This is a genomic window from Arachidicoccus ginsenosidivorans (assembly GCF_007971385.1).
GTDB lineage: Bacteria > Bacteroidota > Bacteroidia > Chitinophagales > Chitinophagaceae > Arachidicoccus > Arachidicoccus ginsenosidivorans.
The window spans coordinates 2,450,885-2,476,595 of the sequence record NZ_CP042434.1; the positions used below are offsets into that span (position 1 = coordinate 2,450,885).

General features: G+C 39.3%; 22 protein-coding genes and 1 pseudogene. 10 read left to right on the forward strand and 13 right to left on the reverse strand.

All coding sequences use genetic code 11. The features are described 5' to 3' along the window. Positions 1-29: 29 nt before the first annotated feature. A complete protein-coding gene (locus FSB73_RS09785; RefSeq protein ID WP_146781390.1) occupies positions 30-1,457 on the forward strand; it encodes an NADH-quinone oxidoreductase subunit N in 1,428 nt (475 codons plus the stop codon). Between the two features lie 129 nt (positions 1,458-1,586). On the opposite strand, the gene FSB73_RS26600 is transcribed toward FSB73_RS09785, so the two are convergent. The 3 genes from FSB73_RS26600 to FSB73_RS09790 all read right to left on the reverse strand — a co-directional run bounded on the left by FSB73_RS26600 (position 1,587) and on the right by FSB73_RS09790 (position 2,437). Beyond that, on the reverse strand, positions 1,587-1,721 hold the full coding sequence (locus FSB73_RS26600) for a helix-turn-helix transcriptional regulator (RefSeq protein WP_192904104.1): 135 nt from the start codon (positions 1,719-1,721) through the stop codon (positions 1,587-1,589). Next, entirely contained in the window at positions 1,718-1,861 is a 144-nt protein-coding gene (locus FSB73_RS23245) for a hypothetical protein (protein WP_158639484.1), read from the reverse strand. Before FSB73_RS23245 ends, FSB73_RS26600 begins: the two co-directional genes overlap by 4 nt. Positions 1,862-1,924: 63 nt before the next feature. Further along, positions 1,925-2,437, reverse strand: coding sequence for a DUF2480 family protein (locus tag FSB73_RS09790; protein WP_146781392.1), 513 nt, complete (start codon positions 2,435-2,437; stop codon positions 1,925-1,927). A 268-nt stretch (positions 2,438-2,705) separates the two neighbouring features. Here FSB73_RS09790 and FSB73_RS09795 point away from each other — a divergent pair, with 268 nt between their 5' ends. Continuing rightward, complete coding sequence (locus FSB73_RS09795) at positions 2,706-4,376, forward strand: peptide MFS transporter (RefSeq protein ID WP_146781394.1); 1,671 nt, start codon at positions 2,706-2,708, stop codon at positions 4,374-4,376. Positions 4,377-4,515: 139 nt separating this feature from the next. On the opposite strand, the gene FSB73_RS09800 is transcribed toward FSB73_RS09795, so the two are convergent. The 9 genes and pseudogenes from FSB73_RS09800 to FSB73_RS09840 form a co-directional block, all read right to left on the reverse strand. Next, entirely contained in the window at positions 4,516-4,962 is a 447-nt protein-coding gene (locus tag FSB73_RS09800) for a carboxymuconolactone decarboxylase family protein (RefSeq protein ID WP_192904105.1), read from the reverse strand. A gap of 83 nt (positions 4,963-5,045) precedes the next feature. Then, positions 5,046-5,615: a Crp/Fnr family transcriptional regulator gene (locus tag FSB73_RS09805; protein ID WP_146781398.1), complete on the reverse strand. Its 570-nt coding sequence runs from the start codon at positions 5,613-5,615 to the stop codon at positions 5,046-5,048. Between the two features lie 2,614 nt (positions 5,616-8,229). Further along, positions 8,230-8,775, reverse strand: coding sequence for an isochorismatase family protein (locus FSB73_RS09810; RefSeq protein WP_225974678.1), 546 nt, complete (start codon positions 8,773-8,775; stop codon positions 8,230-8,232). Between the two features lie 160 nt (positions 8,776-8,935). Then, entirely contained in the window at positions 8,936-9,244 is a 309-nt protein-coding gene (locus tag FSB73_RS09815; protein WP_225974679.1) for a VOC family protein, read from the reverse strand. A 167-nt stretch (positions 9,245-9,411) separates the two neighbouring features. Beyond that, positions 9,412-9,984, reverse strand: a complete 573-nt coding sequence (locus FSB73_RS09820) for a Crp/Fnr family transcriptional regulator (RefSeq protein ID WP_146781400.1) — start codon at positions 9,982-9,984, stop codon at positions 9,412-9,414. A 732-nt stretch (positions 9,985-10,716) separates the two neighbouring features. Further along, positions 10,717-13,476 (reverse strand): hybrid sensor histidine kinase/response regulator transcription factor, encoded by a 2,760-nt coding sequence (locus tag FSB73_RS09825; RefSeq protein ID WP_146781402.1) that lies wholly within the window; start codon positions 13,474-13,476, stop codon positions 10,717-10,719. Positions 13,477-13,500: 24 nt separating this feature from the next. After that, a pseudogene (locus FSB73_RS27555) lies at positions 13,501-13,659 on the reverse strand (two-component regulator propeller domain-containing protein); the annotation flags it as partial. Continuing rightward, positions 13,629-13,976, reverse strand: a complete 348-nt coding sequence (locus tag FSB73_RS09835) for a two-component regulator propeller domain-containing protein (protein WP_158639485.1) — start codon at positions 13,974-13,976, stop codon at positions 13,629-13,631. The gene FSB73_RS09835 and the pseudogene FSB73_RS27555, both read right to left, overlap by 31 nt. After that, positions 13,973-14,782: a ligand-binding sensor domain-containing protein gene (locus FSB73_RS09840; protein WP_158639486.1), complete on the reverse strand. Its 810-nt coding sequence runs from the start codon at positions 14,780-14,782 to the stop codon at positions 13,973-13,975. The genes FSB73_RS09835 and FSB73_RS09840 overlap by 4 nt, the downstream gene beginning before the upstream one ends. A gap of 166 nt (positions 14,783-14,948) precedes the next feature. Here FSB73_RS09840 and FSB73_RS09845 point away from each other — a divergent pair, with 166 nt between their 5' ends. The 8 genes from FSB73_RS09845 (at position 14,949) to galA (ending at position 24,453) form a co-directional block, all read left to right on the forward strand. Continuing rightward, positions 14,949-16,970 (forward strand): SusC/RagA family TonB-linked outer membrane protein, encoded by a 2,022-nt coding sequence (locus FSB73_RS09845; protein ID WP_146781409.1) that lies wholly within the window; start codon positions 14,949-14,951, stop codon positions 16,968-16,970. Continuing rightward, entirely contained in the window at positions 16,967-17,890 is a 924-nt protein-coding gene (locus tag FSB73_RS09850; RefSeq protein WP_158639487.1) for a TonB-dependent receptor domain-containing protein, read from the forward strand. The genes FSB73_RS09845 and FSB73_RS09850 overlap by 4 nt, the downstream gene beginning before the upstream one ends. A 23-nt stretch (positions 17,891-17,913) precedes the next feature. Next, positions 17,914-18,624: a RagB/SusD family nutrient uptake outer membrane protein gene (locus tag FSB73_RS09855; protein ID WP_158639488.1), complete on the forward strand. Its 711-nt coding sequence runs from the start codon at positions 17,914-17,916 to the stop codon at positions 18,622-18,624. After that, on the forward strand, positions 18,570-19,493 hold the full coding sequence (locus tag FSB73_RS09860) for a RagB/SusD family nutrient uptake outer membrane protein (protein WP_146781415.1): 924 nt from the start codon (positions 18,570-18,572) through the stop codon (positions 19,491-19,493). Before FSB73_RS09855 ends, FSB73_RS09860 begins: the two co-directional genes overlap by 55 nt. A 63-nt stretch (positions 19,494-19,556) precedes the next feature. After that, the gene (locus FSB73_RS09865) at positions 19,557-20,390 is read left to right on the forward strand and encodes a SusE domain-containing protein (RefSeq protein ID WP_158639489.1); all 834 of its coding nucleotides are present in this window, start codon (positions 19,557-19,559) and stop codon (positions 20,388-20,390) included. Continuing rightward, entirely contained in the window at positions 20,387-20,710 is a 324-nt protein-coding gene (locus FSB73_RS09870; RefSeq protein WP_146781419.1) for a hypothetical protein, read from the forward strand. The genes FSB73_RS09865 and FSB73_RS09870 overlap by 4 nt, the downstream gene beginning before the upstream one ends. Before the next feature lie 111 nt (positions 20,711-20,821). Beyond that, the gene (locus FSB73_RS09875) at positions 20,822-21,862 is read left to right on the forward strand and encodes a glycoside hydrolase family 53 protein (protein WP_146781421.1); all 1,041 of its coding nucleotides are present in this window, start codon (positions 20,822-20,824) and stop codon (positions 21,860-21,862) included. A 257-nt stretch (positions 21,863-22,119) separates the two neighbouring features. Next, positions 22,120-24,453, forward strand: a complete 2,334-nt coding sequence (galA, locus tag FSB73_RS09880) for a beta-galactosidase GalA (RefSeq protein ID WP_146781423.1) — start codon at positions 22,120-22,122, stop codon at positions 24,451-24,453. 10 nt (positions 24,454-24,463) lie between these two features. Here galA and FSB73_RS09885 read toward each other — a convergent pair whose 3' ends face one another. Next, a complete protein-coding gene (locus tag FSB73_RS09885; protein WP_146781425.1) occupies positions 24,464-25,564 on the reverse strand; it encodes a fatty acid desaturase family protein in 1,101 nt (366 codons plus the stop codon). Positions 25,565-25,711: the final 147 nt, after the last annotated feature.

The window sequence follows — 25,711 nt, forward strand, 5'->3', positions numbered from 1 at the left end:
GCCCTTCGAATATAAAATTAGTTAGAACTATGAACGCAATCATACTGTCGGCAATATTTGGTATAGTGATGATGCTTAGCAGTGCATTTGTGAAGAACACAAAAGCCTATAAAAGCATTGCGCTGGTCGGGCTTATTATCATTTTGCTGGCCAATATTTGCGAGACGTACAGTCACAGCTGGTTAAACATTCCCACATATGATATGTTGGCTTTTGACCGGTTTGGCCTTTACTTTAATACACTGGCTATTGCCTGTACGATCCTTTTCAGTGCCTTTTCTCAAAGAGAAATTGAAAGAGTTGGCCGGTATGTCGGTGAATATTTTGCATTGATATTCTTTGTTCTTTGTGGGATTTTTATCCTTTCTGCGTTTAATAATCTACTGATGCTTTTTATTGGGATTGAGATTATGTCCATTCCGCTGTATATTCTGACGGGCGCTAGAAAAGAAAATCTTAAAAGTAATGAAGCTTCTCTGAAATACTTTTTAATGGGCTCTTTTTCGACGGGTATTTTACTGATGGGGATTGCACTGGTATATGGAGGTACCGGTGATTTTGCGCTTACGCATCACGTAGAGCAAATTAATACTTCCATAGCAGGCGCGGTCAATCAACGCATGTCTTTTCTGGATGTGGCCGGTATGATCCTGATCTTAACTGGTATGTGTTTTAAAGTATCTGCGGCACCTTTTCACTTTTGGGCACCGGATATCTATGACGGTTCACCAAGTGTATTTTCTTCCTTTATGGCAACCATTGTAAAGGCGGGGGCATTTATTGCTTTTATCCGTCTTTTTGCCTTGCGTGAAAACGAAACAACTATTTTGCAGAATGCCCTAATCGGCGTAGACTGGAAAATGCTTTTCTCTATTATCATAGTAGCCACCTTACTCTTTGGGAATATTACGGCCATCTTCCAGCAGAGCGTTAAGCGTATGCTGGCTTATTCCTCCATTGCACAGGCTGGTTTTATGCTATTTGCGCTCTTAAGCCTGAATGATACTGCCAAAGAAGGCTTATTATTATATGTGGTTGCTTATAGTGTCGCCACGATAGGTCTGTTTGGTATCCTGGCTAAAATGAAAGATTATACGCTGGCTGGTTATAACGGCATGGCAAAATCGCATCCGACACTGGCCTTTGCTAATGCGATTTTCTTACTTTCTTTATCGGGTATCCCGTTAAGTATCGGGTTCTTTGCCAAGTATTATATGCTGATGGCAGTGATACAAACCGGCGGTTATATGTGGGTAGCGATTGTTGGGATTATTTTTGCAGTCATCAGTGTCTTCTATTATTTTAGAGTGATCTGGTCCATGTATTTTAAAGAGGGAACGGTGGAGTTAAAATATCCGGCTACTAAAGGCTTTAAAATCTTAGCGGTGATACTGGCATTGATTATTATTCTTTTGGGCACCTTCCCGCAGATTATCCTGAACTTTTTATATTTTTAAAGCAGGGAGCCTACTGAACGGCTTCCTATATTAATTTATCTTAAAAAGCGATTGGTTTTATATCCATGCAAAAATATGGATATAGAGCCAATCGCTTTTTGAAGTTTGTGCGGTGGCGCCGTCTTTAGCCTAGAGGGCAAAAGGTGGGAACTTGGTATTAATAATGGGAGCACCAAGCTCGGCCTCGAGTTTTGCGATAGTCATAAGCGTAAGATTATGGGGGCCATTGAGCCATTTACTGATTTCTGATGGCTTTTTATTCATTTTGCAAGCTCTTGTTGGGTTAGTCCTTTCGATTCTAATAATTCATAAATTCTTACGATAATATTAGTATATTGACGAACGAAAATCTGTTCATCTAATGGGGTCTCATCCATTATTTTTTGGGCAATCTTGCTGATCATTTATACGCTTTTTGATTTATTTGGGATGGTTTTGCGCCGTTACCTAAAAACAGCATACACCGATTAATTTTTTTTCCTTTTAAAAACAGGCACGCTGCTACAGGCCTCTCCATACATAATACTTTGCACGTGTGGGAGCAGTCTATTTGTCATCGCAAAATAGACGGCTTCATTTACATCCATTTTGCCACAGCCTTTTAAAATGATTCTTTTATCCTGATAAGGCTGTAGGTCCAGGTTTTGAACTGCATTTAAAATCAATTGCATGGCCATCTGATCTGGAGTGCCAATATAGGTTTGGGCGGCCACTGGACTAAGGTAGGTCGCCAGTAGCATATAAGCCCATCTGGGTATAATGGCATCAGTGGAACAATAAATGGCCACCAGTTTATCTTGATAAATAGTCCAGTCGTTTTCTTTTAAGGATTGTCTGAATGGTTTTTCTTTAAGCAGCATTTCCATAAAAAGCCACTGTTTAATATCAATGCCTATGATCTCTTTTTTGGGGTAAAAATCTTCCAGATCAATTGTAATGATCCCGCTTTCAGCTACTTTATTTATAATTAAATCTTCCATATGCCTAATTTGAAGCAAAGTTCCGAAATTTTAAGTTAAGAGACATCCAAGACTATAGTATTTGATTTTTTATGAATATAAAGTAGGCTTATTTTGAATAAATTTGCTAAGAAGCGGGCAATAATCTACGTCTTTGCATAAAAATTAATGGCTATAAAATGTTCAAACAAGGATTTTCTTAAGTATTTTGAGCACCAAAAGAGAAGAATGGCTTATTTTTACGGCCGTTTATATAACTAACGAACATTAATTAATATAAAGTACTATTATGGCAACCGTACAACCGGCAAAACTAAAACACCACAAAGGCTTATGGATCTTGTTTGGAACAGAAATGTGGGAGCGTTTTGGTTATTACCTGATGGTAGGGATATTCCTATTGTATCTGAAAGACCCGATCAGTAATGGTGGGGCTGGTTTTAATCTTAAAATGGCTACTGATCTGGTCGGATCTTATATAGCTATGGCTTATCTGACGCCGTTTATCGGCGGACTGATCGCTGACCGTTATTTAGGATATCGAAGGGCTATTATTTTGGGTGGCGCCTTGCTGGCTGCCGGTTACTTTGTTCTGGCGATCCCAGGAAAGACACCCATGTACATTGCCCTCTTACTACTGGTAACAGGGAACGGTTTTTTCAAGCCCAATATCAGTACACTGCTTGGTAATATCTATAGTAAAGAAGAACTGAAAGCCAGAAAGGACAATGCCTATAACATTTTTTATATGGGGATCAATATAGGTGCTTTTGTCTGCAACTTTGTAGCAGCCTATATGCGGAATCACTACGGTTGGGGCTATGCCTTTATGGCGGCCGGAGTAGGGATGACCATTGCGCTGGTCTGGTTTATTGTTGGCTATAAATCTGTGGCGGAAGGGGATGTAAAAAAACCGGTCCAAAAAGAAGATATGCCGATGAAAAAGATCCTAGGGTATGTCTTTTTGCCAGCAGCCATTGCGGGTGCAATTGGCTGGAATATGAATGCAATGATCGGGCATACTATATTCGGGACGACCTCTAATGATGCTTTCATGTTTGCCTGTGTCCCCATTATTATATTCTACATAGGCTTATATATCAAAGCCAGTAAGGAGGATAAAAGGGGACTAGGGGCCTTATTCTCCTTCTTTTTAGTGTCTATTGTATTTTGGGTGATTTATAATCAAAACAGTACAGGACTTACCATTTGGGCGGATCAATATACGAATAGGGAGATGCCGGCCAGCCTTGAAAAGGTCACCAAACCTTTTGGCTTTTTAGAACCGGTGACCACAGAACCTCATGAAGTCATTAAATATGACGAGTATTTTAGATCTACTCAAGGACCGGATGGTAAACTGGTAAAAACCCAGGGACCGGATACTTATTTTAATAATCTTCCACAAAAAGACTGGCCCAAGGATAAACATCTCAATTTATTGTCAACTGAGATCTTTCAGTCTATTAATCCCTTTTTTATCGTATTATTTACGCCGATACTGGTCTGGTTATTCGGGCGGCTCGCCCGAAAGAAAAAAGAACCCAGTACTCCCAGTAAGGTGGGGATGGGGATCTTATTTGCCGGGATATCTTCGCTGGTCATGTATATTGCGATTACCACAACGGATGTATTCCACAATAAAACGGAGGCCTATTGGATTGTGGCCACCTATGCCATTTTCACGATCGGGGAGCTCCTGGTTAGTCCGATCGGGTTGTCGCTGGTCTCAAAACTGTCTCCACCCAGAATTACCGCCCTTATGATGGGGGCCTGGTTTATTGTCAATGCAATTGCCGGTAAATTAGCGGGGCTGATGGCCACCTTCTGGGATAGTTTCACGCATAAACAGAATTACTTCTTGATTCTGATTATCGCTGCAGGTGTAGCTGCATTGATTATGTTTGCATTAAGCAAACGAATCGCTGGAGTATTAAAAGAAAAAACGGGCAGTAGCTAGTTGCGTCATATTATAACTACAATACAAAAAAACATCTGGCAAGCAATCCAATAATAGATGCTGCCAGATGTTTTTTTTATTGCCTGTTTGGGCAAAATTTTAGCACAAACTGGCAGTCCTAATAAAAATGAACATTGCCTTATTGAGGTTTTGAAACAGGCAAATGGGTACTTATTGCTATGCGGTTCCACCCATTAATCGTCACAATGGCCATCATCACTTCCGCTAATTTATGTTCACCTAATAGTCTTTCAGCTTCGGAATAGGTGTTATCACTTACCCCTCCATTAGAAATCAGTGTCATTTCTTCTGTAAGGGCCAGGATGGCGCGTTCTGTTTCCGTAAATAATTCTGTTTCTCGCCAGGCACTAAGTACATAAATACGTTGTTCAGTTTCACCGTTTTTACGGGCATCGGCCGTATGCATATTCAAACAAAAGGCGCAACCATTGATTTGTGAAGCACGTATTTTGATTAACTCTTTTTCAATGGGTGTAAGAGAGGTCGTGCCAACATATTTTTCCATAGCGGATTGTGCTGCATAGGCTGCAGGTACATCTTTTAGAATATTAATTCTTTTTTGCATAATACTTTAATTTTGTGGTTACAAATGTAAGGCCTATTGAAAATTACTTTTCTTAAACTGGTTTAAGAAAGCATAATCGGGGGCTATTTGATCTTTTTACGGAGTTCACTGAGGTATTCGGGTGTAAATCCTAAAAATGAAGCCAGCATATATTGTGGTACACGCTGGACAAACTCAGGATGTTTCTCATTGAATTCATGAAAATAGGCTTCCTTAGATTTTTCGTACATCATCATTATCCTGCGCTGAGCTGCTCCAAATGCCCTTTGCAAGTTCAACCTGAAATAACGATCCATAATAGGAAGAGCTTCAGTCAGTGCGGCAAGATTTGCATGGTCAATCTGAAAAATAACGCTGTCTTCAACTGTTTGGATATTAAAAGCGGCAATGCCTTTGGTATCAAAGGCCAGATAATCCGTTAGCCACCAGTTTTCAATAGCAAAATGGGTAATTTGTTCACGACCCTTTTCATCTATAAAATAAAGCCGGAGACAACCCTTTTCAACAAAGAATAAATCTTTGCAATAGGTACCTTCTTTTAAAAGGAGCGTTTTTTTGGGTTTCTTAAGCCGCGTAAAATGAGCCATGATCAACTCTGCTTGATGCGGCGTTAGGGCCAACTGTTGCTGGATATGCCTGATAAGCGGTTCCATAAAAATTATTGTCAATTTATGATGAGTGAACTGTGAAGTTACCCCAATACAGCTACTCTAAAAAATGTTGATATTTTAATGGCTTAAAAATTATGTAAAAGGAATATAAACCGTTTGTATAAGGGGTGGTGAGTCAAGATGGCTTATCTGAGATCTTATTGTAGATGCTCAGTGGCGCGTTTGGATAAACACTCTTAAACTTTAGGCGAAAAAATATCATTTTTGACACCACTTTGTCCCAAAGATTTTATATCGGACGCCTCTTCAGTAGCCCCGTTGGAGTCAATTGCAGGGCCACTTGGTATAAACTGTCTTATTGGATACCTTTTTTGTCCTATTGGACACCTTTTGGGATTTAGGCCAAGATTGATACAATTTGGGCTCTCCAAAACTTTAGGCAAAAAAATATCATTTTTGACACCACTTTGTCCAAGAAATTTTATATAGGAGCCTCCTCAATAGCCCCATTGGCGCCGCAATTGTAGGGCCACCTGGTATAAACTGTCTTATTGGATACCTTTTTTGTCCTATTGGATACCTTTGGGGATTTGGCCCCAGATTCTTCCAATCCGGACTCCTCAAACTTTAGGCAAAAAAATATCATTTTTGACACCACTTTGTCCAACAGATTTTATATGGGACGCCTCTTCAGTAGCCCCGTTTGAGTCAATTGCTGGGCTACCTGGTAAAAACTGTCTTATTGGATACCTTTTTTGTCCTATTGGACACCTATTGGGATTTAGGCCAAGATTCTTCCAATCCGGACTCTTAAACTTTAGGCAAAAAAATATCATTTTTGACACCACTTTGTCCCAAAGATTTTATATAGGAGCCTCCTCAATAGCCCCATTGACGCCGTAATTGTAGGGCCACCTGGTATAAACTGTCTTATTGGATACCTTTTTGTCCTATTGGATACCTTTGGGGATTTGGCCCCAGATTGATCCAATTAGGACTCTTAAACTTTAGGCAAAAAAATATCATTTTTGACACCACTTTGTCCAAAAGATTGTATATGGGAGCCTCTTCAGTAGCCCCGTTGGAGTCAATTGTAGGGCCACCAGGTATAAACTGTCTTATTGGTTACCTTTTGAGATTTAGCCCAAAATTGATCCAATTAGGATTCCCCAAACTTTAGGCAAAAAAATATCATTTTTGACACCACTTTGTCCAAAAGATTTTATATGGGAGCCTCCTCAATAGCCCCATTGGCGCCCAATTGCTGGGCCAATTGGTAGACACTGTCGTATTGGATACCTTTTTTGTCCTATTGGATACCTTTGGGGATTTGGCCCAAGGTTCTTCCAATCCGGACTCCTCAAACTTTAGGCAAAAAAATATCATTTTTGACACCACTTTGTCCAAAAGATTTTATATGGGAGCCTCCTCAATAGCCCCATTGGCGCCGCAATTGCTGGGCCACCTGGTAAAAACTGTCTTATTGGATACCTTTATTGTCCTATTGGATACCTTTTGGGATTTAGGCCAAGATTGAACCAATTAGGACTCTTAAACTTTAGGCAAAAAATATCATTTTTGACACTACTTTGTCCAATAGATTATATGGGATGCCTCTTCAGTAGCTCCATTGGCACCCCAATTGCTGGGCCACCTGGTAAAAACTGTCTTATTGGATACCATTTTTGTCCTATTGAATACCTTTTGGGATTTGGGCCAAGATTGATCCAATTAGGACTCCCAAACTTTAGGCGAAAAAATATCATTTTTGACACCACTTTGTCCCAAAGATTTTATATGAGAGCCTCCTCAATAGCCCCATTGGCGCCGCAATTGCTGGCCCACCTGGTAAAAACTGTCTTATTGGATACCATTTTTGTCCTATTGGACACCTTCTGGGATTAAATAGTGATTCTTTCAATCCAGAGTCCCCAAGCGTTAGGCAAAAAAATATCATTTTTGACACCACTTTGTACGGTAAATTTTATAAGGGATGCTAACATATTTATGTAAAAAATTGTTTTAAAATTTGTCAACATAACTGTCGGATGAAAAAACTCAAAATATTTTACAAACTCTGAAAAACGAATTTTGTCAAACCTAATGAATAATGGTCGCTGCGAAATAGTCCATAACGGTCGACAGCTTGGTGACGTACGACGATAGGAGCATTTTGCCAAACTGCCTGTTGTCCGATAGTTGTGGTCATTCACTTCCTGATAAATACCTTTTAAAATATTGCGTAAATCTAAGGATTTCCGAAGTGTTTTAAAAGGATCATTCGGCTTTTTACAACGCTATAGGCTCGCCCTGTACAAGCAAAACTTGACTTTGTCATTTTTTTTTGTACCTTAGTCAAAGCTTTTAAGCGATTCACTTTGAAAGCAAGTCTTTCAGTAAATCTCATTTGCAAAGCTTTGACGGCAAAATTCCATTTTGCCCGGATCCTATAGTTCATTATTCTGCCGAATGTTTTATCGGAGATGATGTCCTTACAATTTTGGACAACGTCTGGCAGCTTGCCGCAGTGGCTGATTTCCACCACTACCCGCCCACTGAAGACGTGGACGTAAATTTAGTACTTTTTCGTTAATTGAAGACGTTTACCAGCCATTGTGGCAAGCTGTTTGTTGGCGGTTCGTTGCTTTCCTGTTTGTTATCTGTTGTTGATTTCATATTTATTGATACTCTCAATTTCCTGAATAAGCTGATTGGCCGTATATATCTTAACGCCTATAATTTTCATTTCTTCAATTCCCTTTTTATAGACACCAGATATTGCATCTTTAACCATACCGACTTTAAAGTTACGCTCACTGGCTTCATAAATACTGGTACGGGGACAATTAGGGAAATTGCATCCTGTAAATATGAGGGTATCTACCTCTTTGGTTCTAAAAAAATCATTGAGGATTGTTAGATAAAAAGCCCCCCATCTTGATTTATACATAACCCACTCCAAACTACCAATTGGCTGAATTCCTCCCTTCAAAAGAAGCTCATAATTTAATTCTCTACTATCTTTAATTTTGATTGAATTTAAAAGGTCTGCTCCAATGGAATTTGGTTTAACAATTTCAGTACCCGATTCAATTAATTTTTTCCGACAATTGTCTACATTTGATCCATCTTCTCTGTAAATTCTAATTAAATGCAAAATAAGAATACAGCTCTTCCTACAGGCTGTTAATATTTGTTCCATTCATGGGATAATTTCATTAGTCCCTTTTATTTCTGCAATTGCTCCCGGCAAGCTAAAATCATCTTGGGTATCAACTGTAATGACAGCACACTTTTTTAGGTTCGGTTTAGTATATTCATTCATGGTTGAAATAAATTAATCTTGTTGATATTTAAGTCGTTTATCGTTCGGCGTGAAGTCCGACTTTATTTCCTTCGCTGTCAATGATGATGGCGATAAAACCTGCGGATATTTGCGTTTTCGGTGCAATGATTTTTCCACCTACTTGTTCAACCCTGTCAAGCACAATTTGAATGTCAGGACTTGCGTTAATGTAAACAACTGTGCCGTTGCTTGACGGACTGTTTCTTGTTGTCTTTGACAACACGCCTGTTATTCGTCCCGATGTTGCTTGTATAACGTTTGGATTAAACGGAAAGAAAACTGCTTCATCGTTGCCGTCTGCACGTTTTACCATTTCAATGTCCAAAATAGTTTCGTAGAATTTTTTGCCCTGTCAATGTCGGTTACAGGAATTTCAAACCAAGTTAATATGTTGGTTTGCTCGTCAATTTTTTTTAGCTTTTGCATATCCTTAAATATTTCTGCAAAGTTCAATAATGTTGCAGAATTTATCCTGTGATAATAGTCACATAATTAAGCCAATGTTCTACGTTTTCTGATTCGGCTTAATGTTTCCCTTGCTACACCAAGAAATGAAGCTAATTGAGAAAGTGAAACTCGTTGCAACATTTCTGGATATTTCGCTTCTAAATATTCTAACCGTTCTTGTGCTGAATATAGTTTGAATAACGTTGAAAATTCTTCTTGTTTTGTAGCGAATAATCGTATGCAATTTCGTCCCAAAGTTTCTATTTCGTGAGTTTGCTTTGTTGCTTGAAACAATTTGTCTTTGTCAAACACGATTGCGATAAGCGGTTCGCAAGCCACGATGTTAAATCCAGATTTCTGCCCACTACCAAAGCTGTTGATGTTTGTTGCAATTTCGTTTTCAAAGAAAAAACCTGTGTTTTTCTGAACTCCGTCAATGTCGTAATAGCTTTTGCAATAACCGTTGTCTATGTAAAAAAGTGAGTTGCAAACTTGCCCTTGTTCTAGTAGCAATTCCTTTTTCTTAAACGTTTTTTTTGTCAATGCAGGTTGCAACAATTCCCAACTTGTCTCAGAAAAACTTGTCAGTGAGCGAATGTATTTTAAAAGATTGTCCATTGTCTGTTTGTTATCTGCGGTGTCGTCCGTTACAATGACCACCAACTCTTAAATTAGATGTAATAATTAAAACATCATCAGGTTAAAAATCAATAATTTATCTATTTTCCCTTGTGCGCATTTTGAATATCTTTTATCCGTTTAGAAACGTTTCTAAACGGCTTGTACAGGAATGCTGTTTTAGGAGTGATTATTATTAGGAAAGTTTGACGGCCCTTTGTCTAGGAGCGGGCATGCATGAAGTATTGTCATCGTAGATTGGTTTGGGTTAACGGTTAAAGTTTAGCCTTCTAAGATAATAACATTTTTTGTTTTATCAAAGCTCTTTTTCCGTAAGGATGCTATTCTGGTTTGTGAATGCTTTATATTATACAGTAAATGAATGATTTGGCCTACACTCGGCCTCTGATGGCGATAAACAGCATACTCCGTAGCTTCGCCCCCGCCCAAATAGCAGGGCCACCTGGTATAAACTGTCTTATTGGATACCCTTTGTCCTTTTATACACCTTATTGGGATTAGGACAAGAATTTGGATTCCCCAGACATTAGGCAAAAAAATATCATTTTTGACACCACTTTTTCTGGTAAATACCTAAAGGGTTGCATATTGACATGATAAGGCGAGCGACCTCTTTTTCTATGTCAATAGTCCACAAAATTCCCTATTAGATACCTTTTTGCTGGAATATGTAACGGCGGGCCAGGTAGGGCAAGTTGAAGAATAATTCGGTTATTTTCCCTGGAAATAGGCTGAGGGGGACTTTCCAAATGTTGATTTAAAGGTTTTACTAAAATAGGATTGACTTTGTATGCCTACCATGTCCATTATCTCAGAAATAGAATAATTTGTAGTGGTCAATAGCTTGGCGGCTTTTTTCATTTTAAGATCCTTCACCAGTTCAATATAAGAACCACCAGTTATATCCTTTATTTTAAGGTATAGTTTCGTTTTGCTCATGCTGATTTCCTTACAGAGGTCATCGACTTTAAAATCGGCATTCTGGATATTAGATTCTATGATTTCTATTATCTTTTGCAATAAGGCCTTGTCGGACTGTGTTTGTGTAATTTCAAGTACGGATAAATGGGCTTCCTGCAAAAGATGCGCCTTCCATTGGGCTCTTTTCTCAAAAATACGTTCTATTGTTTTCTTTAAAATATTAGGTTTAAAGGGTTTAATGAAGTAATAATCTGCGCCCGTCTCAATCCCTTCCAGATAGGATTGGTCTGATTCTTTTGCTGTCAGCAAAATAAAGGGTATATGTGCTGTTAAATTATCCGACCGAACGCTTTTACAAAACTCAATACCATCCATAATAGGCATCATAATATCACTTATAATCAGTTGTGGCATATGGTTAGAAATCAATTGAATGGCTTCCTGCCCGTTACTTGCCAATTGAATATTATAGTCCGTATTCAGAAGACCTTCAATGAGTTGTTGTACTTCCTGATTGTCCTCTACAATCAATATTGTCGGTGCATTTTTGGGTGCTTTTTCTATTTGAGAATCATTGTCATTATAATAGACACTTGGTGCTTCCAAATTGGTAAATGCAGCGATATTTTCGTGGGTGATCTCATGCTGATTATAGGCATTTGATGCGCTCGGAAGCAAGATCAAAAACTCTGTCCCTTTATCCTTTTCACTACTGACAATAAGAGATCCTTTATGTTTTAGTACCAGGTGTTTGACAAATGCAAGGCCAATACCAGCACCGATATGTCTGTCAGTTATTCTAAAATAGCGATGAAAAATATTAGGTAATGAGCCTTCCGTAATACCAATACCGTTATCACGAACCAAGATGGCGATAATAGGTGATCTGGGAGGAAGTCCGATGGTATCCGTATATTTAAAATGTGGTTTAGGTGGAGAACTTGTAAAATGGATTTTCAAATGAATTTGCCCGCCATTCCCTGTATATTTTACAGCATTGGACAGCAGATTGTTCAATATTTTTTCCAGGATGGAATGGTCATAAAAGGTCTCATGATTTTGCACATTAGTATCATAGTGGAGTTTGATGCCTTTTTGCCCTGCAAGGAGTCGGTGTGCGTCCGCCACCTCTTTACCTAATTGACCTATATTGCCCTTAGTAACCCGAAGTGGGGTGTCCTCTTTTTTTAATTTGCTAAAATCCAGGATTTCTTTAAGTAATTGCTGCAATTTCTGGGTATTGGCATAAATGGAACGATAGATCCTTTGGTTTTTTGGATTTGCTTCTTCATTCATCAATGTTTCAATTGGCACAGAGATCATCGTAAGTGGGGTTCGGAGTTCATGCGATATATTGGTAAACATCTGAACCTGCATTTCCGTAATTTCTTTTTCATTTTGTTCCCGAAGCTGTTTCAATTCTTTTTTCCTTTTGATACTTATCAACCAGAAGATTAACCCACCTAGGAGTATAATGATGAGTGAAATAAACCAGTTATTTTGCCAAAATGGAGGGGTGATGAAGATGACTATGGTTTTACTGTCAATAGGATTGTTCAAATCTGACGCATTTGAGCATATTTCCAATTGATATCTGCCAGGTGCAAGATGGTTAAAGCTTATTTTATTGCCTACAGCTTCCTGCCAGTTGTTGCTAATGCCTTTCAGTCGGTAGACAATATTATGATTGCCAATATCCGAATAAATGGCATTGGCACATTGTAACGTAAAGGAATTTTCCAAATATGACAGGGTTATTTGCTCTGGCAACAATAAAACCTTGTTCAAAGGCGATTGTGGGTTATCAAGGATGGTAAGTCCGGTAAAAAGTAATTTTGGAGATTTTAATTGCCGCATCAGTAGTTCGGGGTGAAAACTATTAAATCCTTTTAACCCGCCAAAATACATGATTCCGGTTCTTGACTTCAAAGAAGCATTGTCCTCAAACTCTTCTCCCTGTAAATCGTCTTTATTATTAAACCGTTGTACATTGTTGCTTTGCAGATTAAGCGAAAAAAGTCCATTTGAGGTAGAAATCCAAAGTAGTCCTTTGGTATCCTGTTCAATGGATTTGATAATTACATTATCCAATAATGATCCTGTAGTATATGGGACAAAGTTGTTTTTTTGAATATCAAACCTGAACAATCCCTTTTCCCCAACCCATAAATATTTATCGCTATCAATAAACAGGACCCGAAGGTCAGGGATGCTGGTGTTTTTATCGATAAAATAATGCTGAATTGTGCGGCTCTTTTTATCAATACAATTGAGTCCTCCGTCATCTGTGCCCACCCATATTCTTTGTTGGTCATCTTCGATAATAGAAAGCGTATTCTTTCCAGATAGCTTGCCCTTGGCAATACCTGATTGGTCAAAAGGGGTGAATCTGCCTGTTTTTGGATTCAGAAGGGCTAAACCACCAAAATAGGTGCAGACCCAAATTAGCCCTTCTCTATCCTGATATATTCTTTGCACATAATCAGAAGGAATGGAAGTCGCGTCTGTTTCTATATGCCGGTAATGGACAAAACTATGCGTGCCAGGCAAATATTTATTAAGACCACCTCCCCAAGTCGCAATCCAGAGGTTATTGGCTCTATCTGCATAAATGTCTAGAATTGCATTTGAGCTAATAGAGTTGCTGTTGCTTGAATCGTGTTTTAAATAGGCAAATAATCCTGTATTAGGGTCAAGGATATTTATACCGCCACCATCAGTTCCGGTCCAGATTTTTCCATTGGGTGCTTCCCAAAAGTTTTAATATCCTCATAATGGAGCGCCCCTTTTTTGGGGCTTAACCGAAAGGTTTTAAAAAAAGAGAGCTTTGCGTAAGATATGTTTAAACCTCCTCTGTGAGTACCTACCCAAAGATTGGATTCTTTATCCCGAAATATGGACGAGATGGTCTTCTGGGATAAGGCATACTCGTTATCCTGCTCGCTATATAAATGTGTAATTGAATCTGTCTTATAATTGAGATGATCAAGTCCAGTGAGTGTTCCGATCCAGATGCTTCCATCGTTATCTTTCCACAGGCTTTTGATCATATTATTGGACACCCTGAATGGATCCGTACCATATTGGTCAATTCTTTGCAGATTATTCTTTGTATGATTAAAAACCAAGAGACCGTTTTCTCTGTTCCCAAAATGAGTGTATGTTCATTGACTCTCAGGATCTTGATAATGTTGGCTTCCTGCAGGCGTGTTTTGTCCAGCCATTGTTGCCAACCGTTGGTTTGCATATTATAGCTAAACAATCCAGAAGGTGTACTGAACCATATATGCTGATGTTTATCTATATAAAGTGTATTGATGGTATTGTTTTTAGGCCATGATGGCAATGCCGGGTTCGCAAAAGACGTGGCCTTATTATTTTTAGTATTGATTTTAAAAAGGCCATTATTGGCAGTAGCAACCCAGATATAACCACTACTATCACATGCGATCTTATTGACAATGAGGGGTAATGATGTGTTTGGGATATGAACCGAATGAAAGAATCCCTTATGAAGATCCAATTTATTAATACCATTGCGGGTGCCAAGCCACAAGTGATGCTGTGTGTCCTCAGTAATGTCCGTTATATAATCATTGGAAATGGTTCCTGAATCCCGATTGTCATGGTAGAAGTTGGTGATGTGATCTCCTTCGATTCTGTTAAGACCATTTCTGGTGCCAATCCATATAAGCCCAGAATGATCCTGGAAGATACATTCAATGGTGCTATTGGAGAGTCCTGATTCTGTGCTGATATGTTTAAAGATATAAACGTCCCTTTTCTGACCAAACAAATGTCTGCCAGGTATACTTATTATAGCACAACATAAAAGAATTCTTAAAAAGGCAGCCATGATTTTCTGCAAAATGGATTGAAACAGCCAAGTTAGAGGTCGAAAATACACTTTTAACGCGAAAAATGATGAATAGAGCATCAATAATGATGAAAATGGCAAGCGGTTCAGGTGCAAACCCCGTTAAATTTGTTAAAGATTATTAAAGCCAAAATCATATTCAATCATGAAGAGTCATTTGTTATTGAAGTGTCGTTTACTGCTATTTTTTATATTAAGTAGTTTAACGGCTGTTCAGGCACAATCAGAAATCTTAAAAGGCCAAGTGGTAGACGCCGCAACCAAAAGTCCGCTGTCAGAGGTTCAAATTCGGGGAGGAGCTTCCCAGGTAGTTCAAACAGATCTTCAGGGAAATTTCAGTTTGGAAGTATCTGCATTTCCCATAAGTCTACAAATTACAAGAGAAGGTTATTTGAGTCAGACCAGGGTTTTTGAAACAAATAAGCAACCCGTCCATATTGAATTGCTGGCCATTGACACCGCTGGAACCCTGGCTGATGTAGTGACCATTGGGTATGGGACGACTTTGAAAAAATTTATCACGGGATCCATTGCCACGATATCGGCGAAAGATTTTCAAAAAGCGCCGGTCACTAATGCAGAGGAATTGATTGCCAATAAGATACCAGGATTGCAAATAACGCCTTCTTCTGGACAACCGGGCGCGGGCAGCTCCATGCTGATCAGAGGTGGCGCTTCTATCAGCGCCAGCAATAACCCGCTCATTATAATAGACGGCGTTGCGTTGGAGGGCTGGAATCCAAACGGACCTGGTATGCTCAGTCAATTAAATCCTAATGACATTGAAACCTTTACTGTTTTAAAGGATGCCGCTGCTGCGGCGATCTATGGATCAAGGGCTTCAAATGGTGTTATTATCATTACAACCAAAAAAGGAAAGCTAAACGATAAATTACATGTGGATTTTTCCACTAATAATTCTGTTTCCACTTTAATCAAGCGGGAATCTGTCTTAACCGCAGGTCAGTATAAGGAAGTAATTACTTCCAATAACCTGACACCCACCTTTGCGATCGGATCAGCTTCAACAGATTGGCAAAAAGAAATTTATCAAAACGCCTTTGCAACGGATAACAATATCAGTTTAAGCGGTGGAATAAAAAAGCTACCTTACAGATTCTCAGTAGGTTATCTGAATCAGGATGGGGTATTGAAGACTGGTAATTATAAAAGGGTGACGGGGCTTTTAAATCTTTCTCCTAAATTATTAAAAGGCGCTTTAAAGCTAAATCTTAGTATTAAAGCCAGTTACGAAAAACAAAAGATTGCTGATCAGGCAAGTATTGCTAACGCCATCGCATTTGATCCGACGCAACCTGTTTACGATCCGGAAAACACGGATTTTGATGGCTATTTTCAATATGCTAAATATGCAACCAACCCGGCACTCGCCATCGCGAACCCTGTCAGTATGCTTATGCAACAGCAAAATACTTCGCAGGGATTCAGAAGTACGGGTAATTTTCAATTGGATTATGCCTTTCCTTTTATAAGTGGTCTGCATTTTAATGTCAATACTGGTTATGATGCCAGTAAATACCAGAGTTATTATTTTTCGCCGGCCACCTATTTCCCTTTAAATGTTCAGGGCGGGGCTAAAAATGACAATGACCCTGCCTCCAAGGTTAGTAATACCTTTTTGGAAACTTACCTTAACTATACCAAATTGTTTACAAAAATTGATAGTCGTCTTAATGTGACGGGGGGCTATTCTTATAATAATTATCTGACAACCAATTACTTTTATCCAGGATATGATGCAAAGGGAGAACAGTTGGCTGGTTCCGAGCCCGCTTATCCTTTTGATAAACCCAGTCACTCCATTATTTCTTATTTTGGCCGCCTATTTTATGCCTTCAAGGATAAATACCTGTTGACGGCAACGATCAGAGATGATGGTTCGTCCAGATTTGCACCAAAGTATAGATGGGGGGTATTTCCGTCTGTTTCACTGGCCTGGAAAATAAAAGAGGAAGGGTTTTTAAAGGATAATGAAGCCCTCTCTGATCTAAAGCTAAGATTGTCCTATGGGATTACTGGCCAGCAGGATGGAATAGGCAACTATGTCCCGATTTCTGTATATACCTCTGGAGGAGCAATGTATCAATATAATATAGGGGGTCTGCCTATGATCTGTCTTATCCAGGCACTTACAACCCTAATTTGAAGTGGGAACAAACAGCCACGACAGATCTGGGATTTGATTATGGCTTTTTGAAAAACCGCATCACTGGATCATTAGACTTATTCTACAAAAAGACGACCAATTTGCTCAATGAAACCACCATTCCGCTGGGTGTCAATTTTGGAAGTTCACTGCTGCTCAATATTGCCTCAATGGAAAACAAAGGCATTGAGTGGAATATTAAAGCAATTCCTGTTCAGACTAAAAACCTGAGTTGGGAAATGGCATTTAATTTATCTTATATAAATAGTAAAATTTCGCATTTAAATAATGTCTCAGACAGCGGTGTTGGCCTTTTTAGTGACCAGACGCTGGTAAATACAGTCGGTTATAGTCGCAATACCTTTTATTTATACCATCAGGTATATGATAGTGGCAGCCCATTGGAAGATGTGATGCTCGATGTTAATAAGGATGGAATCATCAGTGCCAGTGATCGTTATGTAACCGGAAAATCTGCCGCTCCAAAGTATATACTTGGATATAGCACCAGCCTGAATTATAAAAAATGGCAATTTGGGATTTCTATGCATGCGAACTTAGGCCAGTATATTTTCTACAAACCTATTGAAAATACTATTGCTATAACGGGTTGGGATGTTTCAGAGAATTTGAGCACGCTATATTATAAGACTGGATTTAGTAAAAATGACCAGTTTGAAAACTACAGTGATTTTTATCTGCAGAATGCCTCTTTTTTAAAACTGGATAATATATATGCCGGTTATGATTTCGGGAAGGTATTTAAGGACTGGACTATGTCTATAAGGGCTTCTGTTCAGCATGTCTTTACAGTCACCAACTTTACAGGTCAGGATCCTGAAGCGTCTTATAATTCCGGGTATCAAAATACTTACAATGTACCCAGAATTTATGCGGTAGGCATCAACCTCCATTTTTAATAATGTCAGAAAAGCTTTTTACAATGAGAAAGAGATCAAATAAATTATCCTTATTCGTATTAACAGGCTGTCTATTAACCGGACTATTTTCCTGTACCAAAGATCTGGATAAACAGCCGACCAATGGTGTGACTACTGCTATTCAATATGAAACAGTCGCTGGTTATAAACAAAGCCTTGCCACGATATATGGTAGTCTAGTTTATACCCCCACTTCTACGGGATCCAATGGATTTTTAAGGGATTACTGGAATATGCAGGAATATCCAACAGACGAGGCGGTCAGTACCTGGAATGACGATGGCAATGTAGCGATCTATCATCAATTGTCCTGGAGTGCGGATCTGCCAGCCGTTGCCATGGTGTACACAGATATGATGAACACCATTACACTGGCCAACAGTTTTATTATTGAATCGGCGGATACTAAAATTGAAGCACGAGGTTTTGATCAGGCGGCTGCAGATTCTGTAAAGGAATTTAGAGCGGAGGCTAGGTTTATGCGTGCTTATGCATATAGTGTTTTAATGGATACCTATGGTAATCCACCCTTTGCGACAGACACCACGCTTGCGGCAGGAGCTACGCCTAAACAAATCGATAGAAAGGATCTATTCAATTTTATAGAAAGTGAACTCATGGATATTGCTGGTAAACTTCCAACACCAGGTACCAATGAATGGGACGCGCTGATCAAGGGGCCGACTGGGCCTTACTTTCCAGAATCTATCTGAATGCAAAGGTATATACGGGGACAGCTAGATATACAGATGCCATCACCTATTGTAATAAAATTATCGAGTCGGGCCAATATGCCCTGATGAGTCATTATAGTTGGCTCTTTATGGGGGATAACAGCCAGGGTAATAAAGAGTTTATTTTACCGATTGTCTATCAGAATAATAATGAAGTGAATTGGGGAGGCACCAATTGGTTAGTACTCGGACCGGCGGGAGTCACTGAGTTGATCAATGGGTTGAGTGGTAGTTGGAATGAATTTAGATTTACGCAGTCTATTCCAAAACTATTTCCAAGTTTTGACACCACCATCGATAAAAGAGCTTTGTTTTATACAGAAGGTCAGACGCTTGAAGCAACTACTATTACCAATCAGACCAATGGTTTTTCTTCCTATAAGTTTCGAAATATCAATAGAGATGGATCGGCCATTACACAAAATAATACTTTTGGGAATATAGCTGATATTGATTTTCCAATATTCAGACTCCCTGAAATTTATTTGACCTATGCAGAAAGTGTTCTTAGAGGAGGATCAGGAGGAAATGTCACAACTGCCCTGGGCTATATTAATCAATTAAGGGGAAGAGCATATGCAAATGATCCTTCCAGTAAGGAAGGCAATATTACAGCAGCTGCATTAACGACAGATTTTGTTTTGGATGAAAAAGCCCGGGAAATGTATTGGGAGGCGCAAAGAAGAACAGATCTTATACGCTATGACAGATTAACAACAGATACGTATTTGTGGGATTGGAAAGGCGGCTCTTTAGCCGGAAATGCAGTGAGTAGTAAATATAATTTGTTTCCGATTCCAACGGCCGATTTGTTGGCGAATCCAAATTTAAAAAATACAAATTATTAAGGTACTAGACGCCACAAATTGATTTACTTGAATTATACATTGATCATGATAAAAGGTTTTTATATGAGATATTTTAAATTAAAACATTGGGGACTAAATGGATGGCTACTATTGGTCCTGGCCTTAATGAGTGCTTTGCAGCTGGCCTGTAAGAAAGATTTGTTTGAGGCAAATATAAACACAGTGGATAATAGCATTACATTAACCGCCAATCTGGGACCAGATCAAGGCATTAGCTTATCTGAGCAGAATAGTGAAATGACCTTATTGATACTTAAATGGTCAGATCCCGGATATTTTACAGATACGGCAAGGGGTAATGTGATTATCAGCTATATCCTAGATTTGGATACTTCGGCATCTTTTGGAGCTGGTAAATCATATAACTTAGGTGTTTCAGTAACTTCCGATAGTTTAACGGGCCTGAGTCTTAATAATAAATTATTGGCGATAGGGTGTACTCCGTCGAGCGCGAACATCGTTTTTACCAGGATTCGCTCCGTTTTTAATGGGGATACCCTGGCATCCAATACTATTTCATTTACGGCGACACCTTATGCATTGCCCTTGCCGGCCTTGTTGATTATGGGCGAGGGAGGCTGGACGACGCCTGCCACCAGAACCAATGGATATTTATTAACTTCAGCGAAAAATGACAATAAATATGAAGGCTATATCAATTTTTCCTATGCTAATTGGGGAGGTGCAAATTGTAAGTTACTTTCAACAGTAGATAATAGTGGCTATGGCTGGGGCACAGATGCGTATACATTGCAAAAGGGAGCGGATATTTCGACACTTGGAAATTTATGGATAACGCCATGTCCTAACTATATGAAAGTCAATGTAGATCTGGATGCTCTAACCATCAGTTATACGCCCATTAAATTTTCATGAGCGGCACTTTTAATAATTGGGGTAATTCTGCTATGACTTTTGATGCCAATACAAATAAGTGGACTGCCACTGGAGTTAAGTTTGCTGCCGGGGATAGTTTTGCATTTGTCTCTAGTGTCTGGGATAATGCGACCGCATCATGGAATGACCCTTCCTGGGATATTTGTTATAAAATTGATGAGGAAGGAACCCTTGTTTTTGCAGGTGATCCTGTATGGGGTGGCAATAATATTACGGTTGCTCAGGCTGGTACATATACTGTAAGTCTGGATCTAAGTAATGGTGATGGCAATTACAGTTTTGAAGTAACAAAAGATTAAATCTGGGGCCGTTTAATTTTTTGCATTAATCAATGGAATAATCCAAATTGAGAGCTATTAACTTATAAATTTACTCAGTCATGAAATATTATATTAAAAATTTTTTGGTGTATGTTTTTATTGCTTGCCGTTGCGGCAAGTATTAACTGCGCCAGTAAAAGCGATAATACCAGCGTTCCTGATGGTGAAGATGGTGGAAGTAATGCAGACACGACCTTTTTTAAAGGAGCCGATGTTGGCTGGTTGATGCAAATGGAGGCGACTGGCTTTAAATTCTACGACGCTGCAGGTAAGCAGCAGGATTGTTTGGATATTTTAAGGGATAATGGTATTAATGCTATTCGGTTACGGATTTTTGTAAACCCCAGCGATGATAGGATTAGTGGTCATTGCTCACTTGCAGAAACAGTGACTATGGCCAAAAGGTGCCTAGCTAAAGGTTTTAAGATCATGATTGATTTTCATTATAGTGACACTTGGGCAGATCCGTCTCACCAGACTAAGCCTGCAGCATGGGCAAAGGATGATTTTCCCACGTTACTCACTGATGTATATGATTATACTTACCATGTGTTGGATACACTTCAAGAACAAGGTTGTACGCCATCCTGGGTACAGATTGGCAATGAAATTACAGGTGGTATGCTATGGCCTACGGGCAGTACCGATAACTGGCCGCAATTGTCACAATTGCTAAACAAAGGATATGCAGCAACAAAGGCGGTTAATGATCAAATCAAAGTGATTGTGCATATTGATCAGGGAAATAATAATGGCAGATCCAGATGGTTTTACGACTCAGCGAAAGCCTACCACGTTAATTATGATATTATAGGACTTTCTTATTATCCCTACTGGCTAAATCAGGACTATACTGCCAATATTAAAGATCTGGCAAATAATTTAAACGATATGGTCAGCCGTTATCAAAAGCCTGTAATGATTGTAGAAACAGGAGGGGCAGACACAGCGATCCAAAATACTTATGACATGTTAAAGGCCGTAATCAAAACAACTGCTGCGGTACCTGATAGCCACGGATTGGGGGTATTTTATTGGGAACCCGAAGGAGCCCGCTCATGGAGTCGATATAAATTAAGCTGCTGGGGCGCAGATGGAAAACCAACTAAAGCATTATCTGCTTTTAAATAAGGCGGCAATTGGATTAGTTATATTTTGATCCATTTACCGCAGTTGGCAGCGCAGTGTACCGTTATGCCAGAAGGGGGTATTATACCCCTTGAATAATAACACTTAAAGAACAAAAGTATTTAAAACAACATGAATCTAATTTTGCCTGCAAAGACAACTAAATATTTATTAAAAGGGCTTTTTTGTCTGCTGTTTCTCGGCGGATATCAGGTTTTTGGTCAGAAGCTTAATCAGACAGCCCCCGTCAACGTGTTAATTTGGATAAGAACTGGAAATTCCATTTAGGAAACAGTGCGGATCCGGCACAGGATTTTAACTACGGCATCGCGAATCTCTTTGCGAAAACGAAGAAGACATCCCAGACCCCAATAGATGAAAGCTTTAATGATACTGGCTGGAAAACGGTTCAATTACCACATGATTGGGCGGTGCATTTACCTATTACTTTTTCTCAAAATGAAGACCAGCTTTCTCATGGTTACAGACCAGTTGGAGGCTTATATCCACAAAATAGTATTGGTTGGTATCGCAAAAAGTTCCTGGTGCCGGCAAAAGATAGCGGACAGCAGTTTTCCCTGACTTTTGATGGGATATACAGGGACAGCAAAGTGTGGATTAATGGAATATACCTGGGGAGTAATTTTTCGGGCTATTTAGGACAGAGCTATGATATTACTGATTTTCTGTATTTTAATAAGGCTAATACTATTACCGTCAGGGTTGATGCGACTCAATTTGAAGGTTGGTTTTATGAAGGTGCGGGGATCAACCGGCATGTGTGGCTCAATAAGACGCAGAATATCCATGTGGATCCTCAAAATTATTATGCACATGCAAAAGTTGAAAAAACGAGTAGCCTTATTTCGCTGGAAGTGCCTGTTTTAAATGGCGGAAATAAAGTAAAAACCGGTATCCGTATTATTTCGGAGTTGAGAACAAGAGATGGGAAAGTTGTTGCCCGTTCACATCCGGCTGAAATTGATACTTTACCAGCTAAAACAGTGCACCAGGTCAAGCAACAATTAGAAATCAGTCACCCTAAATTGTGGGATTTAGATCATCCATATCTTTACCGTATTGTAACTAGGGTGATGGTAAATGGCAAGCTGGTGGATCAGTATTTTATTCGGTTTGGGGTCAGAGATATTCATATAACGGCAGATCGGGGTGTGCTATTGAATGGCAAGCCGGTAAAAATTAAAGGAACTAATATACATCAGGATCATGCCGGCGTGGGAACCGCATTGCCTGACGCATTGCAATATTATAGAATTCAATTATTAAAGGCAGTTGGTTCTAATGCGATCCGGACTAGTCATGGGGCACCTGCTCCTGAATTTTTAGATGCTTGTGATAGTTTAGGGATGCTTATAGTGGATGAACAGCGGTTGCTTAATAGTGGTCTGGAATATAAAGGTCAGTTTGAGCGTTTAATAAAGCGTGATCGGAATCATCCCAGTATTTTTCTTTGGTCCATCGGCAACGAAGAAGGAGATATTCAAAAAAGTTCCATAGGTAAAAGAGTGGCGCAGGATCTACTTGCGGTCCAAAACAAACTGGATCCATATAGAATCGCTACATATGCAGCAGATTTGGGCAATGTATATCATGGCGTCAATGAAGTGATGGCTGTTAGAGGATTTAATTATAGGGTCGATTATGTGCATGCTTATCACAAGGCACATCCAGAACAAGCTGTTTTAGGCACGGAAATGGGCAGCACAGTAATGACGCGTGGTATTTATAATACTGATTCAGTACGAGGATATGTAATTGATCAGGATTCAGTGTACCCGTGGTGGGCCGGCACAGCTGAACATTGGTGGCAACTTTGTGCGGATGAACCATGGATGATGGGCGGTTTTGTCTGGACAGGATTTGATTACAGAGGTGAGCCCACGCCTTTTAAATGGCCCAACGTAAACAGTCATTTTGGAATGATGGATTTATGTGGGTTTCCCAAGAATGTTTATTATTATTATAAAAGTGTCTGGTCTGATGCGCCTGTATTGCATATTGGACAACAATGGAACCGCAAAGGCCAAGAGGGTAAACTGGTGAATGTTTGGGTCTATGGCAATGCACCCGAAGTAGAACTTTTGCTAAATGGAAAGAGTCTGGGCAGAAAACTAATGCCTAAATATGGGCATCTGGAATGGAACGTTCCTTATGCGGCAGGTATTTTAAAAGCTGTTGGTTATTTAGGGCAACAAAAGATTACGGATAGTATTGTGACAACTGGCCCGGCTACTAAGATAGGAATTCAGTCAAACGTAGATCATTTGAATGCAAACGGCAAAGATATTGCGGTTATTAATTTAACTGCTCTTGATATTTCTGGTAGGGCGGTGCCAGACGCCAACGATCGTTTGCTGTTTTCACTGGCAGGAGATGGTCGAATATTAGGTTTTGGCAATGGTGATCCCAGTGATCACGACCCGGAGACTTCAGTTAATAACAAAGGAAGTCGTAGATTGTTTAACGGACATGCACAAATAATTTTGCAGGCTGGTAATTCAGCCTCCTCACTTGAATTAAAAATAACATTGAACGGACATACACAATTATATAGAATACCACAAATAGACTAATACCAACGCCTTAAAGTTCCCCAGTTTTAAATAGGTTATTCTCCCGGCCATTTTTTTTCAGAAGCCGGTAATGGGATCTGATGGCCTGATAAAATGGATAATTTTTATAAGGCAGGTTACTGGCTTTTGCGTGCTTACGGATGATTTTGGTAATAGCTGGGTAATAACTATGGGAGAGGCTGGGGAAAAGGTGATGAGCCACGTGAAGGCTAAAGCCGCCATAGAGATAGTTAATCACCTTGCTGTCAGTGCTGAAATCTTTGGTTACGGAAAGTTGGTGACCAAACCAGGTGTTATGGATTTGCCCGTTTGCATCAGGTTCAGGGAAGGTGGCCTCCTCATCTACATGAGTGGATAAAAGGGCAATCGCTCCAAAACTACTGGCAATTATATGCATCACCAACCAACCCAGTATTATAATGTACCAAGGCTGTTGCAATACAAACAGGGGGACAAGGATAACAAAGCCAATATTGACCAGTTTAAAAATGAATAATTTCAGATATTCACTACTCGGAATCTTCACGACCCTTTTAAGATAGTTATCCTTTTTGCCAAAAAAGTCTTTAAAGTCTCTGATGTACAGCCAGTTAAGTGTATAAAGAGGATATAACAACCACATATAGATATGTTGATATTTGTGAACTGGTAACCATTTGGCGGATGGCAGTATTCTGGCCAGATCGCTTTGTTTGACATCAATATCCCAATGTGCAATATTTGGATAGGGGTGGTGGAGTAACAAATGGCGCTTGCGCCAGATATAACTGTTACTTCCAAAAAGTTCCAAAATAAAACAAAATCGATGGTTGGTGCGGGTTGATTTAAAAAGCGCATTATGGGCCGCATCATGAAAACCGTTTAAAAATACCAAAAACATGGAAAGCCCGCAAAGCCCGTAGAAAAGAAATAATGCCCAGTTATCGTTACCTAGAAGTAAGATGCAACAATAGCTTATTAAATAAATTCCCAAAAAAATAAAGGCCTTTATAATGGCCGAACGAGGTTTTCCAGGTGCTTTTTGCACAAATTCCTGCACCTCTGCCTTAATTGCTTTAAAAATATCTTCTTTGGGCGCCTTTTCGAATATAGGTTTAGGTAGTGTCCCCATATACAATCTCTTTCTAATAGGTTCAGACACACCTCCAATAAGAGGAGGCTGCCGCTTAATGGATTACTAAATAAAGATTCACCATAAAGATAAAAAAAATAAAACTACTAAACAAACGTTTGATTAATGATTTGTTAATCTGCCCTG